Here is a 14,459-nt window from a genome sequence, read left to right on the forward strand (position 1 = left end):
CCGACGTTTCGCAGCGATGCGACGCGCTTTGGCCAATCCGTCGTCGGGAATAAGCCCGGCGGCGAATACCAAGACTGGAGACCGCAATGGATCGCGCTCAAAAAGCCGAGTCTATCGAATCGCTCAAGGGCGTTTTCGCCGACGCCGGCAGCGTGGTCGTGACCCACAACCTGGGTCTGACCGTTGCGGAAATGGAAGATCTGCGTGGCCGTCTTCGTAAAGAAGGCGGCGCGTTCAAGGTGGTCAAGAACCGCCTGGCGCTGAAGGCGCTCGAAGCCGAGGAAGGCAGCGACTACCACAACCTGTTCAAGGGTCCCGTGGGCATCGCCTATTCCGAGAACCCCGGTACGGCCGCCAAGGTCGCCACCGAGTTCGCCAAGGCCAACGATCGCTTCAAGATCGTCGGCGGCTTCATGGGCTCGACCATCGTCGACCAAAAGGGCGTGGACGCACTGTCCAAGCTCCCGACGCTCGACGAGGTTCGCGGTCAACTCATCGGCCTGCTCAACGCGCCTGCGACCCGTATCGCCGGCGTGCTGCAAGCGCCCGCCGGTCAGCTGGCTCGTGTGTTCAACGCCTACGCCACCAAGGAAGCCGCGTAAGCGGCCCAGCCTTTCATCTCTGCATCACTCTCTAAAACCAATCCTCCGAAGGAAAACTGACAATGGCTGACCTCGCCAAGATCGTCGAAGACCTGTCCGCGCTTACCGTTCTGGAAGCTGCTGAACTCTCCAAGCTGCTGGAAGAAAAGTGGGGCGTCAGCGCCGCTGCTCCGGTCGCCATGGCTGCTCCGGCCGCCGGCGGCGGCGCTCCGGCTGAAGCTGCCGAAGAGCAAACCGAATTCACCGTCGTCCTGGTCGACGGCGGCGACAAGAAGATCAACGTGATCAAGGAAGTCCGCGGCGTCCGTTCGGACCTGGGTCTGAAGGAAGCCAAGGACCTGGTCGAAGGCGCTCCGCAGAACGTCGTCGAGAACGTCTCCAAGCAAGCCGCCGACGAAGTCGCCAAGAAGCTGACGGAAGCCGGCGCCAAGGTCCAGATCAAGTAAGATCTGACGTTCGGCATTTGCTGAAGATCGGAAAGGCCCGGCGGGAAACCGCCGGGTCTTTTTCTTTTGGGGCCTACCGCGCTTCGCGCTACTTGAGGCCCATGAGCGGCAACAAGGCTAGGGCTTGGTCTGCATCAGCGCTGCGGGCGGGTGCGGGCGGCGAAGAAGGCCCACAGGGCGTCGTTGTCGGCGACCCAGCTGTGACCGCCGCCTGAGGTGATGCGGCCCACGACGTCCGCGCCGTCGCGGCAGGCGGCGTAGCCCTCTTCATAGACCTTGTCGGCGATCCAGCGGGTGTCGCGCACCTGGGTGCAGCCGTTCAACTGGGCCCAGCGCTGTTCGGCGGCATGCATGGTGTAGCTCCAATAGCCTGCGCCGCCGCCCCGGATCGGATTAGTCGTGTCGGCGTCGCCGGCGAAGGCGATGACCGGCATGGGGCGCGAAGGGCGGCAGGTGGCGGGATCCGGCTCCTCCGGGCGGTCTTTTCGTGGATTGCCGGCGCGCAAGCCGACGACCGGGGCGATGGCGGCGAAACGGTCGGCGGCGACGCAACCGAGCCACGACGCCATCCGCCCACCGCCCGATAGGCCCGTCGCATAAATGCGGCTGTCATCGACGCAGCCCTGGTCGGCCAGATAATCGATGGCCCCCGTCAGATAGGCGACGTCGTCCGCGTCGCCGGGACCGGGAATCCTGCCGGTGACGGTCGGCACGCCGGGGATGTTCCAGACGAAGCCTTGATCGACCGGAATGCCGGCGTCGGGCGCGGCGACGATGAAGCCGTGCCGATCCGCCGCCTCAGCCAGGCCGGAAGACGCCAGCATCTTCTCTCCCGTGCCGCCGCTGCCGTGCAGCAGGAAGACCAGAGGCGCCGGCTTTGCAGGGTCGAAACCAGCAGGCAGGTGGATCAGCATCGTGCGTCCGCTGCGGCCTATGGCGACGGTCTGGGTCGCGCCCGCCTGTCCGACGTTGCAGGGGCCGGCCGCGTGCGCTGACGGGCTGAAGGCCATCAGGCCCATCAGGGCGGCGAACAGACCAATCCAAGACTTCATGCGACGTTGGCTCCGCTGATCGAGACCTCCAGGGTGAGGTGTTTTCGGTATCGAGACCAGTCTTGAGCGGCGCCGTGCGGCTTCCCATCTGTGGACACCCCAAGACGGAGCCATCCCCTATGAAAATTCTGCTGGTGCTGACGTCGCACGACCAACTCGGCGACACGGGCAAGAAGACCGGCTTCTGGCTGGAAGAACTGGCGGCACCCTATTACGCGCTGAAGGATGCGGGCGCGGAGATCGTGCTGGCCTCGCCCAAGGGTGGTCAGCCGCCGTTGGACCCCAAGAGCGACGACCCCGACGCCCAGACGGACGACACGCGCCGGTTCAAGGCCGACGCTGAAGCCCAGGCCGCCCTGGCCTCGACCGTCGTCCTGTCGTCGGTGAAGGCCGAGGATTTCGACGCTGTCTTCTATCCCGGCGGCCACGGACCGCTGTGGGATCTGGCGAACGACGCCGACTCCATCGCCCTGATCGAGGCCTTCGCCAAGGCGGATAAGCCGACTGGCTTCGTCTGCCATGCGCCCGGCGTGCTGAAGTCGGTGAACGGGCCGGATGGCAAGCCGCTGGTCAACGGCCGCAAGGTGACCGGCTTCACCAACTCCGAAGAGGAGGCCGTGGGCTTGACCGACGTGGTGCCGTTCCTGGTCGAGAACGTGCTGACCGCCAACGGCGGCGACTACTCCAAGGGGCCGGATTGGGGCTCCTATGTGCTGACCGACGGCAAGCTGGTGACCGGGCAGAACCCCGGCTCGTCGCACGCGGCGGCCGAGGCGTTGCTGAAGCTGTTGAGGGCATAAGGAAAATCTGTCTCCTCCCCGCGATGCGGGGAGGGGGACCGCGAAGCGGTGGAGGGGTTCTTGAAGTCCCACAGACCTAAAGAGCCCCTCCGTCGCGACGCGAAGGCGCGTCGCGCCACCTCCCCACCGAGTGGGGAGGAGACGATCGCACAGAGTTAGCGCCGGCGGGGCGCCAGGATGTCGGACAGGCGATCCGGCGCGCCCGCGATCCGTTCCAGCCGCGGGTAGCGCAGGCCGTCGTGATAGGCGAAGGCCACCGTGCGGAAGCGGTCGCCGGATTTCAGCAACAGTTCGATCGGGGCGTCGGTCCCTTTCGCCGCCGTGACGGCGTCGCGCAACACCTCGGCCGAGCCGGCCTTGCCGTTGACGGCGACCAGGCTCCAGCCGGCGCCGAGGCCGTGCTCAAAGGCGGGCCCGCCCCAGCGGATGTTGGTCAGCTTGTCACCCGACAGGGTGAAGCCCAGCGAATACTGGAAGTCGTTGGCCCAGCCGCTCTGGACCGACTTCTCCGCCGCCGAGGGTGTGTCTGTGTAGGTCAGTCGCCAGCCGCCACGCTCGATCCCGGCCAGCGGCGCGCGGGCGTCGGGACCGACGGCGTCCAGACGGGTGCGCAGGAAGGCGGCCCAGTCGTGGGGATAGACCGCATTCAGGGCTGCGACCACATCCTCGAACCTGTAGCCTTGCGGCGCCCATTCGCCGTCGTCGTGACCGAAGAAACCCTTGGCGAAATCATCCAGCGACTTGCGGCCATTCGTGCCCTCGCGGATCAGGGTGTCGGCGTCCAGCCAGACCAGCAGGCTTTCGCGGTAGTAGTCGCCGGTGCCGCGCATCCATGAGGTGAACTGGCCCGGCACCCGATAGCCCAGCAGATTGTGATTGTTGGTGTCCTGCAAGGCGCGCCACTGGCGACCCGGCTGATTGTCATAGAAGGCGGCGACGCTGGCCAGGGTGGCCAGGGCCACGTCTTTCGAGTGCAGGCCCGAACGGGCGGCCAGCACATCGCCCCAGTATTCGGTCTGGCCCTCATAGACCCACAGCAGGGTGTTCTGGGTCGGGACGTTGTGGTTGGCGGTCAGCTCGTCCGCCGGACGCATGAACTTGCCGTTCCAGGAGTGGGTGTATTCGTGTGGGAGCAGGCCCCGGTCGCCGGCGCTCTTGGTCCAGTTGGTGAAGAAGTCGGGCGCGCCGGTGTTCTCGGACGAGCGATGATGCTCCAGCCCGATGCCGCCCATCTGATCGGTCAGGGCGAACAGGAATTCGTAGTTGTCGAAGTGACGGGCGCCGAACAGGCGGTCGGCCTGCTGGACCATGTTCTCGAACAGTTTTAGCTGGTCGTCGGTGGCGGCCAGCCCCTTGGCCTCGTCGGCCAGGATGTTCAGGTGTACCCTTGATTCAGACGGGGCGCCGCTGGGGTCGATGTCCACGCGGCGATAATGGGCGCCGGCGAAGATGGGGCTGTCGATCAGGGTGTATAGGTCGGTGGGGGCGAAGGTCGCCACGTCGCCGTCCTGGGACGCCGTGGTCAGGGCCGTGCCGTATTTCCAGCCGGCAGGCAGGACCACCGAGGGGGCGACCTGGATCTGGCGACTGAAATAGCCGGCCGGATAGAGGATGGCCTTTTCCCACTGCAGATTGACCATGGCCGGGGTCATCAGCACGCGCCAGTTGGAGGCGTCGGGTTGGGTCAGTTGCTGGAACTGCACCTCGATGCTGGTCACGCCCGCCGGAATGTCGAGGTGGAAGGCGTAAGGGTCCAGCGTGTCGCGCAGCCACTCGATGCGCCGGCCGTCGGCGGTGACGGTCAGGCCGGCCAACAGCTGGATTGGGCCGGTGGCGGCGTGGTTGCCGGGCAGGAACTTCGGATAGAGCAGGGTCAGCGGGCCAGGACCGGCGACCGGGATTGTCTGGCTTACGTTGATGATGCGACGGTTCAGGTCGGTGATGTCGGCGCGGTACTGGATCACGCCCGGATAGGGCTTGTCCTGGGGTGCGGGAATGGCCGGCTGGGCGCGGGGCAAACCCAGCGGCGCTTGGGTCGCATCGATGACGACCGGAGTGGACTGGAAACTCTGGGCCAGAACTGGCGAAGCGGCGGCCATCACTAAAACGGCGAGGCAGGCGGCGGTCAGGCGGGTACGCGGCATTCGGTCATCCGGTTCGGCGAGGGAGCCGCACCGTCGGGGGCGAGGGGCGATGCGTCAAGCGTGGCGTTGTGTCTCCTCCCTCTCGCGAACGATCGGGAGGAGACGTGCGCCTTCAGCGCCGACGCGGCGTCAGGATGTCGCCCAGGCGATCAGGTGTGCCGGGGATGCGTTCCAGGCGGGGGTAGCGCAGGCCGTCATGGTAGTCGAAGACGACAGTGCGGTATTGCTCGTCGTCCTTGACGATCAGGGTGATGGGCGTCGACGGATCCTTGGCCGCGGTTACGGCCTCGGTCAGGCGTTCGGCGCTGGCGGCCTGCCCGTTGACGGCGACGATCTCCATCCCGGCGGCCAGGCCCGACTTGAAGGCCAGGCCGTTCCACTGGACGCTGCGGATCTTGTTGCCTTCGCCGGTCTGGAAGCCCAGCGAATAGGTGAAATCGTTGCGTTTCAGCTCGGCGTACAGGGTCTTCATATAATCGGTGGGCTTGTCCGAATAGGCCAGCCGCCAGCCGCCGCGCGCCAGACCGTCCAGCGGGGCGCGGGCCTCGGGGCCGTCGGCGTCCAGGCGGGTGCGCAGGAAGGTCGCCCAGTCATTGGCGACGACGCCGTTCAGGGCCGCGACCACATCCTCGAACGTATAGGGAGCGGGCGTATAGCTGCCGTCCTGGACGCCATAGAAGGCGCGGGCGAAGTCGTCGAGCGACTTCCGGCCGCCGGTCTTCTCGCGGATCGTCGTGTCGACGTCCAGCCAGATCAGCTGGCCCTCCGAATAGTAGTCTTCGTCGCGCTGCCACGACAGCCAGCCCTTGGGCTGGCGCTGGCTGATGATGGGGTCGTTGGTCGTGTCCTGCATCGCGCGCCATTCGCGGCCGACGCGCGTGTCGAACGTCGCGGCGGTCATGGCCAGGGCGTCCATCGCCTGTTGCTTGCTGAGCAGGCCCGAGCGGGCGGCGATCACCTGGCCATAGTACTGGGTCTGGCCCTCGTAGACCCACAGCAGGCTGTTCTGCAGGGGGCTGTTGAAGTTGGGCACATACTGGTCGGCGGGGCGGCGCCATTTGCCGTCCCAGGAGTGGTTCATCTCGTGGCTGAGCAGGTCGCGGTCGGACAGATGGGTGTCCCAGCCGGTGAAGAAGGCGGGATCGACCGAGTTTTCCGAACTGCGGTGATGCTCCAGCCCGATGCCGCCCAGCTTGTCGGTCATGGCGATCAGGAAGTCGTAGTGGTCGAAATGGCGCGCGCCATACAGCCGGTCCATCTGATCGACCAGATTGCGCAGGATATGGATCTGCTCGTCGGTGGCGTTCAGGCTGTCGGCCTTGTCCGCGACGATGTTGGCGCGAACGGGCGAGCGGCCGCCGGGATCGAGGTCGATCTGGCGATAGTGGACGCCGGCGAAGACCGGGCTATCGATCAGCACTTCCAGATTGACGGGCTTGAAGGTCTGGACGTCGCCAGCCTTGGTTTCGGGCTCCAGCGCCGTGCCGAACTGCCAGCCGGCGGGGAATTTGACCGTGGGCTGGACCGTGATGTTCCGCGACCAGTGGCCGGCGGGATAGAGCAGCATCTTCTCCCACTGGATGTTCAGCATCTCGGGCGTCATCGTGATGCGGCCCTGATTGCCGGTCGTCGGCGACAGATGCTGCAGGGTGATGTCCAGCGCGGTCGCACCGGCCGGGACGACCACGTGGTAGGCGAAGGGATGCAGGGTGTCGCGAACCCATTCGACCCGCTGGCCGTTCGCCGTGATCTCAATGCCGGCCAACTGCGCAATGGGGCCGACGGGGCCGTGGTTGCCGGGCAGCCATTCGGGGAAGAACAAAGTCATCGGTCCCACCTGGGCGACCGGGATCGTTTCCTTCACCGCAAAGATGTGCTGGGCCAGATTGGTGGCGTCGACGTCCAGGGTGATGACGCCGGGATAGGCGACGTCCCGCGCTTCCGGAATCGCAGGCAGGGGCGCGGGCAGGGCGGGCGGAGTGGTCGAGGCCTGCTGCGCCAGGGCGGCCGGGGCGGTCGAGGCCAAGAGTAGGGCGAGGCCGAGCGGAGCGGCGCGCAGGCAAGAACGGATCATCGAGGACTCTTCAGGCGACTTGGGGAGCCGCGACAGTCCGACGCAGGGTGCAAGGCGTCAAGCTTGAAGCCGTTGACAATCTTGCGTTCGCCGCCGGGCGGAACGCCCTGTCCCGCTTTTCGTTGATGCCGCGCACACGCCTTGATCCGGCCCGAAACCGGGCGCGGAATGGCGTCGCTTGAAGCCTGACTTTCTCGGATGCCCATGAAGACCCGATCGATCGTGCTCGCCGCCGCCTTCGCCCTGTCGGCGTGCGGCAATCCCTCGAACTCCAAGGCGCAGGAGGGCGAGTTCGCCCAACCGACGCGCACCGCCCCGGCCGATGCGGCGGGAATGAAATCGAGCTTCGCGCCCGTGGTGCGATCCGCCGCGCCGGCCGTGGTCAATATCTCGGCACGTAGCGTGCAGCGGGTGCAGGCCGATCCCTTCTTCCAATTCTTCGGCGGCGGCATTCCCCAGGCGCGGGTGGCGGAATCCGTGGGTTCCGGCGTCATTGTTCGCTCTGACGGGATCGTGGTGACCAACAACCACGTCATCGACGGCGCCCAGCAGATCAAGGTCGTGCTGAACGATCGGCGCGAGTTTCCCGCCACCGTCATCCTGGCCGATGAGCGCAGCGATATCGCCGTGCTGAGGCTGGAGAACGTCAGCGACCGGCTGCCGGTGCTGGCCATCGACGATCAGGAAGAGCAGCAGGTCGGCGATCTGGTCCTGGCCATCGGCAATCCGTTCGGCGTGGGTCAGACGGTGACCAACGGCATCATCTCGGCCCTGAACCGGACCGAGACCGGCATTTCCGACAGCGGGTCCTTCATCCAGACCGATGCGGCCATCAACCCCGGCAACTCGGGCGGGGCGCTGGTGGACATGGACGGCGACCTGATCGGCATCAACACCGCCATCTTCTCGCGCTCTGGCTCCTCGGCCGGCGTCGGGTTCGCCGTGCCTGCGGCCATGGTCAAGCGGGTGGTCGACAGCGCACTGGGCGGCGCGACGGCTGTGGTGCGGCCGTGGCTGGGCGTGAAGGGCGATACGGTTACTGGCGAAATCGCGGGCAGCCTCGGCCTGAGCCGACCGCAGGGGCTGGTCGTCACCGACGTCTATGCCAACGGTCCGGCCGCGCGCGCAGGCATTCGTCAGGGCGACGTCATCACCGCCGTCGATGGTCAGGAGATCAACGACCAGAACGGGCTGAACTACCGCGTCGGCTCGCGCAATCCGAACGATCAGGTGCAGGTAGCCGTCCTGCGCGACGGTCGGGCTCAGACCCTGACCGCGCGGGTTCAGACTCTTCCGGGCGACGCCGATCCGAAGCAGGGGGTGACGATCCAGTCCGGTCCCTTCGCCGGCGCCGAGGTCGTGGCGCTCAGCCCTGCTCTGGCGGACCGACTGGGCGGCGATCCGTTCGCGACGGGCGTCATCGTGACCGGCGTGTCCGGCCGCGGCTATGCGGCGCGCGCCGGCTTCCGCCAGAACGACCTGATCGTCAGCATCAATGGCCGCGCCATCGGCTCGGCCCGCGATGTGGAGGCCGTCAGTTCCGGTCGCGGCCCGTGGGAGGTCGTGGTCAACCGGGGCGGCCGTCAGATCCGCGGCGTGCTGAGATAGGTCGTCACGCCTTCGTCGGCCCGCCGATCGACCAGGTGTGGCCGAAGGGGTCGCGCAGGACGCCGTAGCGGTCGCCCCAGAACTGATCGGCCATGTCCAAGACGGGTTCAGCGCCGCCGACAGTCATGGCGCGCGTCCACCAGGCGTCGGGATCGGCGACTTGAAGATGCAGGGTGACGCCGGCTGGGCGGACATCCTGGGAACCGCCGTATTCCGGAAACTCGTCGTTCAACATGACGCTGGCGCTGTTGATCCTCAGGTGGGCGTGCATCAGTCGCTCGCCATCATCGGCCAGTCGACGGTCCAGGACCTCGGCGCCGAAGGCGATGATGTAGAAATCGATCGCCGCAGAGGCCCCGCGCGACGGGATGGTCAGGTGGGGTGTCACGCCAGAAGTCGGACCCTGGTTCGGATTGGCGTCGGTCATGGGGCGGTCTCCGTGGCGGTTCGCCATACTAACGCGTGAAAAGCCTGTGGCGAACGCCTACATAGGTCGCACCCATGAGCGACCTGTTTGAAGCCTCCGGCATTCTGCCCCCCGACGCCCCCTTGGCCGACCGCCTGCGTCCGCGCACGCTGGACGAGGTGGTCGGGCAGGATCATCTGCTGGGGCCAGGCGGGCCGATCCGGCGCATGATTGAGGCCGGGCGGCTGGGCTCGATGATCCTGTGGGGACCGCCGGGGACGGGCAAGACCACGATCGCGCGCCTGCTGGCGCAGGCGGCCGGCTATGAATATCAGGCGATCAGCGCGGTGTTTTCGGGCGTCGCCGACTTGAAGAAGGCGTTCGAGGCGGCGCGGATGCGGCGTGCTGCGGGACAGAGCACGCTGCTGTTCGTCGATGAGATCCACCGCTTCAACCGCGCCCAGCAGGACGGCTTTTTGCCGTTCGTCGAGGCAGGCGTCGTGACCCTGGTCGGGGCCACGACGGAAAACCCCAGCTTCGAGCTGAACGGCGCCTTGCTGTCGCGCAGTCAGGTCTATGTGCTGAAGCGGTTGGACGACGCGGCATTGGATCAGCTGCTGAGCCGGGCCGAGACGCATATGGACCGGACCCTGCCGCTGACGCCGGAGGCCCGGCAGGCGATGCTGGCCCTGGCCGACGGCGACGGGCGGTATCTGCTGACCATGTCGGAGGTGCTGTTCGACCTGCCTGAGCGCGAAAAGCTGGACGTGCAGGGGCTGGCGGGCGTGCTGCAACGCCGGGCGCCCGCCTACGACAAGAGCCGAGAAGAACACTATAACCTCATATCCGCCCTGCATAAATCGGTGCGCGGGTCTGATCCTGATGCCGCGCTCTATTGGCTGGCGCGGATGCTGAACGGAGGCGAGGATCCGCTGTATCTGGCGCGGCGGATCGTGCGGATGGCGGTCGAGGACATCGGCGAGGCCGATCCGCTGTCGATCCTGGTCGCCAATGCGGCCAAGGACACCTACGACTTCCTGGGCAGTCCCGAGGGCGAGTTGGCCCTGGCCCAGGCGGTGGTGCATCTGGCGACAGCGCCCAAGTCGGTGGGTGTCTATGAGGCGTTCAAGGCGGCCAAGAAGGCGGCCTATGAGACGGGCTCGCTGATGCCCCCCGCCCATATCCGCAACGCCCCGACCAAGCTGATGAAGTCGCTGGGGTACGGCAAGGGCTACCAGTACGACCCCGACACGCCCGAAGGCTTCTCGGGCGCGAACTTCTTCCCCGACGAGATGGACCGTCGCACCTTCTACAAGCCGAAGGGCGAGGGGCACGAGGAGAAGGTCAAGGCGCGGCTGGAACGCTGGGTCGAGATGCGCGCGCGGATGGCGGTGGACGCGTCCGGCGACTGACCTCTAGAAGCCCCCGATGTCAGAACGCCAACCCGTCGCCCTATCCCAAGACGAAATCGCCGCCGTTCGGTCGTGGGTGATTCACGAGGATGCGCACGTCATCGCCTTTTCCAAGCCGCCGGGCCTGTCCAGTCAGGGGGGGCGGATCAAGGCGCATACGCTGGACGACCTGCTGTGGGCGTTCGCGCGGTCGAACGGCAAGCGGCCGGAGCTGGTGCATCGGCTGGATCGCGACACCTCGGGCGTGATTCTGGCGGCCAAGACCAAGCCGGCTGCGAGTTTTCTGGGCAAGGCGTTGCAGATGCGGCGGTTCAGGAAACACTATCTGGCCCTGCTGTCGGCCGCGCCTGAGCCCAAGGCGGCCACCATAGACGCGCCGTTGCGCCGCGAGGAGATCGGGCGCGAGAGCTATATGCGGGTCGTCGCCTTTGACGCGCCGGGCGCGCAAGGGTCGCAGAGCCGCTATCGGACCTTGGCGGCGGGACCGGAAGGGGCCGTGGTCGAGCTGGAGCCGCTGACTGGGCGAATGCATCAGTTAAGGGTGCATATGGCCCATATCGGCCGGCCGTTGATCGGGGACGTGCGATACGGGGGCGCCTTGACCACACCGGTCGGGCCGGCGCCGCGTCTGATGCTGCATGCCGCCAAACTGACCTTTCCGCATCCCGAGGGTGGGACGACGACGGTCGAGGCGCCGCCGCCCGAGGATTTCGCGAAGCTGAGGACGGCGCTAGGCTTATAGGTTGCGGGCCTACTCCAAGCGTGATCGACTGGTATCGGAAACTGGAGAGGCCCCATGATCGCCACCGTCCTGATCGGCGTCGTCGCCCTGATCCACGCCTACATTGTCGTCCTGGAAATGGTGCTGTGGACCACGCCGCGCGGCCGGCACGCCTTTGGCATGAGCGCCGAGAAGGCCGAAGAGACCAAGGTGCTGGCCGCCAATCAGGGCCTCTACAACGGGTTTCTGGTCGCAGGTCTGGCGTGGGGCCTTTGGCTCGGCGAGGCCGGGTTTCAGATCAAGATCTTCTTCCTGGGCTGCGTCATCGTCGCGGGCCTGTATGGAGCGGCGACCGTCAGCCGCAAGATTCTGCTGATCCAGGCTGTTCCGGCGGGTCTTGCGCTGGCCGCCTTGCTCCTCGGCCTCTGACGGAACGCCGTCCCGGCTTCGGCGCTATGTCACGGAAAGGATAACTCTGATGAAGCGTCTTGCCCTTGCCCTGACCGGCCTTTCCGCCCTTGCCCTGACCGCCTGCGCCAGCCTGGCGCCCTATGGCGCCCAGATGGGGCCGAACGGGCAGGGGTATTCCGAGCAGCGGATTGAATCCAACCGCTACCGTGTCACCTACAACGGCGTCGGCGCGGCGGGCCGTGTCGCCAATTGGGCGCTGGTGCGCGCCGCCGACCTGACTACCGAACAAGGCTACGACTGGTTCGAGGTGACGCAGAGCTGGACCGATGGTCGGCCGGGTGGCGCAGGCGGCGTCAGCCCGAGCGTCTCCATCGGCGGCGGCAGCAGCCGATATGGCGGCTATTCGGCGTCTGGCGTCGGCGTGGGCGTTGGTCTGAATTTCAGCGGACCGCAGCCGACCTCGACGACGTTGGAAGTGGTTCTGGGACGCGGCCAGAAGCCCGATCGTCCGAACGCCTATGACGCACGTTCGGTGCAGAGCTCCATCCCGCGCTGACCATCGCTTTCGGCGCGGGCGGCGTATATATCGCCGCACGATGACACGTTTTCTTCTCGTTGCGGCAGGTGGGGCCATAGGCTCCATGGCGCGCTATGGCCTTGGCCTCGCCGCCGGGCGGCTTGCCCCCAATGCCGGCTGGCCCGTTGGCACCTTCGCCGCCAACGTCGGCGGCGGTCTGCTGATGGGTCTGCTCGTCGGCTGGCTGGCGTTCCGGGGCGGGGCGCAGCAGGAGATGGTGCGCCTGTTCGCCGCCGTGGGCGTGCTTGGCGGGTTCACGACCTTTTCGTCCTATTCGCTGGAAGCGGTGCAGATGATCGAGCGCCGCCAAATCGGCCTGGCCGCCGCCTATGTGATCGGCTCGGTGGTTCTGGCCATCGCGGCCCTGTTCGTCGGCCTGATGGTCGCCCGCCGCGCCTTTGGAGTTCCCGCTTGACCGATCAGCCGCCCGCAGCCGACGCGCCCAAGCGCGAAGTCCTGACGATCTATGTCGCCGAGGACGAGGACGGCATCCGGCTGGATCGCTGGTTTCGTCGGCGTTGGCCGCATCTGTCCAACATCCAGGTGCAGAAGATGGCCCGCAGCGGCCAGATCCGTGTGGACGGCGCCCGCATCAAACCCGAAGGTCGGCTGACCGCCGGCGCCGCCGTGCGCGTGCCGCCGATCCCCGACGATACCTCTCGCCAGGCGGGCGACGCCCACACCCTTTCGGAAAAGGACATCGCCTTCGCCAAGTCGCTGGTCCTGTACGAAGACGACATGGTCATCGCTCTGAACAAGCCGCATGGCCTGGCGGTGCAGGGGGGGACCAAGACGAGCCGTCACGTGGACCGTCTGCTGTCGGCCTGGGGCGAGGGATTGGAGCGACCGCGCCTGGTCCACCGGCTGGACCGCGACACGTCGGGCGTCCTGCTGCTGGGCAAGGGGCCGGAGGCGGCCAAGCGGCTGGCGGGCGCTTTCGCGCGACGGCAGGCCAGGAAGACTTATTGGGCCATCGTCATCGGCAATCCGAAACCCTATTCGGGCCAGATCGACATGCCGCTGAAGAAGACCGGCATCAACGATTTCGAGATGATGCGCCCGGCCGAGCGCAAGGACCCGCGCGCCGAACCGGCCGAGACGGCCTTCAGCACCATCAGCCGCGCCTCGCACCGGGCGTCATGGATGGCCCTGCGCCCCTTCACCGGACGGACGCACCAGTTGCGCGCCCATATGGCAGGGATCGGCCATCCCATTCTGGGCGATCCGAAATACGGCGACGAGAAATCGCGCGAACTGTCGGGCCCCCTGAAGCTGCAACTGCACGCTCGCAGCATCGAACTGGACCACCCGCGCGGCGGCGTCCTCAAGGTCACCGCCCCCTTGAGCCCCGAGATGAAAGCCGGCTTCGCCCACTTCGGCTTCTCCGAAGACGAAGCCGAAGACGATCCATTCCTGGGCGTGAAGCGAATCCGATGAGCCATATTCCACCGCTCGATCCCATGGTCGCCGCTCGCAAAGGGTTCCGCGAGACAGAAGACCGCATCTCGCGCTTCTGGACCGAGGCGGGGGTCGGGCCGCATGCGGGCGGGGGCTGGGCCGTGCTGTTGGACGGACGCACGCCGAAGACGCCGGACAAGGCGGCGCTGGTCTTGCCGACGCAGGCTTCGGCGCAGTTGGTCGCCGACGAATGGGCGGCGCAAGGGCACTTTCTGGATCCGTCGACCATGCCGGCGACCCGGCTGGCCTCGACCGCCATCGATCGGATCGGTCAGGCGCGCGAGCCGGTGGCGGACGAGATCGCGGCCTATGCCGGATCGGACGTGGTCTGCTATCTGGCCGAACATCCGACGCCGCTGGTCGAGCGCCAGGCGCGGGAATGGGGGCCGTGGCGTGACTGGGCTGCGCGCGAGATGGGCGTGGCGCTGCAGCCGGTTGAAGGCATCGTGCATCGACCGCAATCGCCTGACGCCATTGCGCGGGTCAAGGCGCATGCGCTGTCGCTGGACGATTTCCGCCTGACCGGACTGGCGACGGCCGTGCCGCTGCTGGGGTCGGCCGTATTGGCTTTGGCGGTGGAACAGGGCGCGTTGGGTGGCGGGGCGGCGTTCGACCTGTCGCGGATCGACGAGCTGTTCCAGGAAGAGCAGTGGGGCGTGGACGCGGAGGCCGCCGAGCGCACTGAGGCGCGCCGCGCGGAGGCCCAACTGCTGGACCGGTGGTTCAGAGCGCTCGATTAGGGCGCTCG

The 14,459-nt window shown here is 66.9% G+C and carries 15 protein-coding genes; 11 read left to right on the forward strand and 4 right to left on the reverse strand.

Annotation, left to right across the window (positions count from 1 at the left end; genetic code table 11):
- The first annotated feature begins 86 nt into the window (after positions 1-86).
- A complete protein-coding gene (gene rplJ, locus DT343_RS03215; RefSeq protein ID WP_055754822.1) occupies positions 87-602 on the forward strand; it encodes a 50S ribosomal protein L10 in 516 nt (171 codons plus the stop codon).
- 62 nt (positions 603-664) lie between these two features.
- Positions 665-1,048, forward strand: coding sequence for a 50S ribosomal protein L7/L12 (gene rplL, locus DT343_RS03220; protein WP_055754823.1), 384 nt, complete (start codon positions 665-667; stop codon positions 1,046-1,048).
- Positions 1,049-1,182: 134 nt separating this feature from the next.
- Here rplL and DT343_RS03225 read toward each other — a convergent pair whose 3' ends face one another.
- A complete protein-coding gene (locus DT343_RS03225) occupies positions 1,183-2,100 on the reverse strand; it encodes an alpha/beta hydrolase family esterase (protein ID WP_112861718.1) in 918 nt (305 codons plus the stop codon).
- Between the two features lie 119 nt (positions 2,101-2,219).
- Here DT343_RS03225 and DT343_RS03230 point away from each other — a divergent pair, with 119 nt between their 5' ends.
- Complete coding sequence (locus tag DT343_RS03230) at positions 2,220-2,900, forward strand: type 1 glutamine amidotransferase domain-containing protein (RefSeq protein WP_112861719.1); 681 nt, start codon at positions 2,220-2,222, stop codon at positions 2,898-2,900.
- Between the two features lie 155 nt (positions 2,901-3,055).
- Here the strand turns inward: DT343_RS03230 and DT343_RS03235 are convergent, their stop codons facing one another.
- Both DT343_RS03235 and DT343_RS03240 read right to left on the reverse strand, forming a co-directional pair.
- On the reverse strand, positions 3,056-5,044 hold the full coding sequence (locus tag DT343_RS03235; RefSeq protein ID WP_112861720.1) for a M61 family metallopeptidase: 1,989 nt from the start codon (positions 5,042-5,044) through the stop codon (positions 3,056-3,058).
- A gap of 112 nt (positions 5,045-5,156) precedes the next feature.
- On the reverse strand, positions 5,157-7,118 hold the full coding sequence (locus DT343_RS03240) for a M61 family metallopeptidase (protein WP_112861721.1): 1,962 nt from the start codon (positions 7,116-7,118) through the stop codon (positions 5,157-5,159).
- 204 nt (positions 7,119-7,322) lie between these two features.
- Here DT343_RS03240 and DT343_RS03245 point away from each other — a divergent pair, with 204 nt between their 5' ends.
- A complete protein-coding gene (locus tag DT343_RS03245) occupies positions 7,323-8,726 on the forward strand; it encodes a Do family serine endopeptidase (protein WP_112862559.1) in 1,404 nt (467 codons plus the stop codon).
- Positions 8,727-8,730: 4 nt separating this feature from the next.
- On the opposite strand, the gene DT343_RS03250 is transcribed toward DT343_RS03245, so the two are convergent.
- On the reverse strand, positions 8,731-9,153 hold the full coding sequence (locus DT343_RS03250; RefSeq protein ID WP_088582762.1) for a VOC family protein: 423 nt from the start codon (positions 9,151-9,153) through the stop codon (positions 8,731-8,733).
- A gap of 74 nt (positions 9,154-9,227) precedes the next feature.
- Here DT343_RS03250 and DT343_RS03255 point away from each other — a divergent pair, with 74 nt between their 5' ends.
- The 7 genes from DT343_RS03255 to DT343_RS03285 are packed head-to-tail and all read left to right on the forward strand — an operon-like array spanning position 9,228 to position 14,451.
- A complete protein-coding gene (locus DT343_RS03255) occupies positions 9,228-10,544 on the forward strand; it encodes a replication-associated recombination protein A (RefSeq protein WP_112861722.1) in 1,317 nt (438 codons plus the stop codon).
- Between the two features lie 16 nt (positions 10,545-10,560).
- Positions 10,561-11,286, forward strand: coding sequence for an RluA family pseudouridine synthase (locus DT343_RS03260; RefSeq protein WP_112861723.1), 726 nt, complete (start codon positions 10,561-10,563; stop codon positions 11,284-11,286).
- A gap of 54 nt (positions 11,287-11,340) precedes the next feature.
- Positions 11,341-11,694, forward strand: coding sequence for a DUF1304 domain-containing protein (locus DT343_RS03265; RefSeq protein ID WP_112861724.1), 354 nt, complete (start codon positions 11,341-11,343; stop codon positions 11,692-11,694).
- A gap of 49 nt (positions 11,695-11,743) precedes the next feature.
- The gene (locus DT343_RS03270; protein WP_112861725.1) at positions 11,744-12,232 is read left to right on the forward strand and encodes a CC0125/CC1285 family lipoprotein; all 489 of its coding nucleotides are present in this window, start codon (positions 11,744-11,746) and stop codon (positions 12,230-12,232) included.
- 40 nt (positions 12,233-12,272) lie between these two features.
- Complete coding sequence (crcB, locus tag DT343_RS03275; RefSeq protein ID WP_112861726.1) at positions 12,273-12,668, forward strand: fluoride efflux transporter CrcB; 396 nt, start codon at positions 12,273-12,275, stop codon at positions 12,666-12,668.
- Positions 12,665-13,690 (forward strand): RluA family pseudouridine synthase, encoded by a 1,026-nt coding sequence (locus DT343_RS03280; RefSeq protein WP_112861727.1) that lies wholly within the window; start codon positions 12,665-12,667, stop codon positions 13,688-13,690. The genes crcB and DT343_RS03280 overlap by 4 nt, the downstream gene beginning before the upstream one ends.
- Positions 13,687-14,451, forward strand: coding sequence for an ATP12 family chaperone protein (locus DT343_RS03285; RefSeq protein ID WP_112861728.1), 765 nt, complete (start codon positions 13,687-13,689; stop codon positions 14,449-14,451). Before DT343_RS03280 ends, DT343_RS03285 begins: the two co-directional genes overlap by 4 nt.
- The last annotated feature ends 8 nt before the right edge of the window (positions 14,452-14,459 follow it).

The sequence above is a fragment of the Brevundimonas vesicularis genome (assembly GCF_900445985.1).
Taxonomy (GTDB): domain Bacteria; phylum Pseudomonadota; class Alphaproteobacteria; order Caulobacterales; family Caulobacteraceae; genus Brevundimonas; species Brevundimonas vesicularis_D.

Coding starts and splice junctions, on each gene's coding strand:
- rplJ (WP_055754822.1), top strand. CDS start 87: ATGGATCGCGCTCAAAAAGCCGAGTCTATCGAATCGCTCAAGGGCGTT.
- rplL (WP_055754823.1), top strand. CDS start 665: ATGGCTGACCTCGCCAAGATCGTCGAAGACCTGTCCGCGCTTACCGTT.
- DT343_RS03225 (WP_112861718.1), bottom strand. CDS start 2,100: ATGAAGTCTTGGATTGGTCTGTTCGCCGCCCTGATGGGCCTGATGGCC.
- DT343_RS03230 (WP_112861719.1), top strand. CDS start 2,220: ATGAAAATTCTGCTGGTGCTGACGTCGCACGACCAACTCGGCGACACG.
- DT343_RS03235 (WP_112861720.1), bottom strand. CDS start 5,044: ATGCCGCGTACCCGCCTGACCGCCGCCTGCCTCGCCGTTTTAGTGATG.
- DT343_RS03240 (WP_112861721.1), bottom strand. CDS start 7,118: ATGATCCGTTCTTGCCTGCGCGCCGCTCCGCTCGGCCTCGCCCTACTC.
- DT343_RS03245 (WP_112862559.1), top strand. CDS start 7,323: ATGAAGACCCGATCGATCGTGCTCGCCGCCGCCTTCGCCCTGTCGGCG.
- DT343_RS03250 (WP_088582762.1), bottom strand. CDS start 9,153: ATGACCGACGCCAATCCGAACCAGGGTCCGACTTCTGGCGTGACACCC.
- DT343_RS03255 (WP_112861722.1), top strand. CDS start 9,228: ATGAGCGACCTGTTTGAAGCCTCCGGCATTCTGCCCCCCGACGCCCCC.
- DT343_RS03260 (WP_112861723.1), top strand. CDS start 10,561: ATGTCAGAACGCCAACCCGTCGCCCTATCCCAAGACGAAATCGCCGCC.
- DT343_RS03265 (WP_112861724.1), top strand. CDS start 11,341: ATGATCGCCACCGTCCTGATCGGCGTCGTCGCCCTGATCCACGCCTAC.
- DT343_RS03270 (WP_112861725.1), top strand. CDS start 11,744: ATGAAGCGTCTTGCCCTTGCCCTGACCGGCCTTTCCGCCCTTGCCCTG.
- crcB (WP_112861726.1), top strand. CDS start 12,273: ATGACACGTTTTCTTCTCGTTGCGGCAGGTGGGGCCATAGGCTCCATG.
- DT343_RS03285 (WP_112861728.1), top strand. CDS start 13,687: ATGAGCCATATTCCACCGCTCGATCCCATGGTCGCCGCTCGCAAAGGG.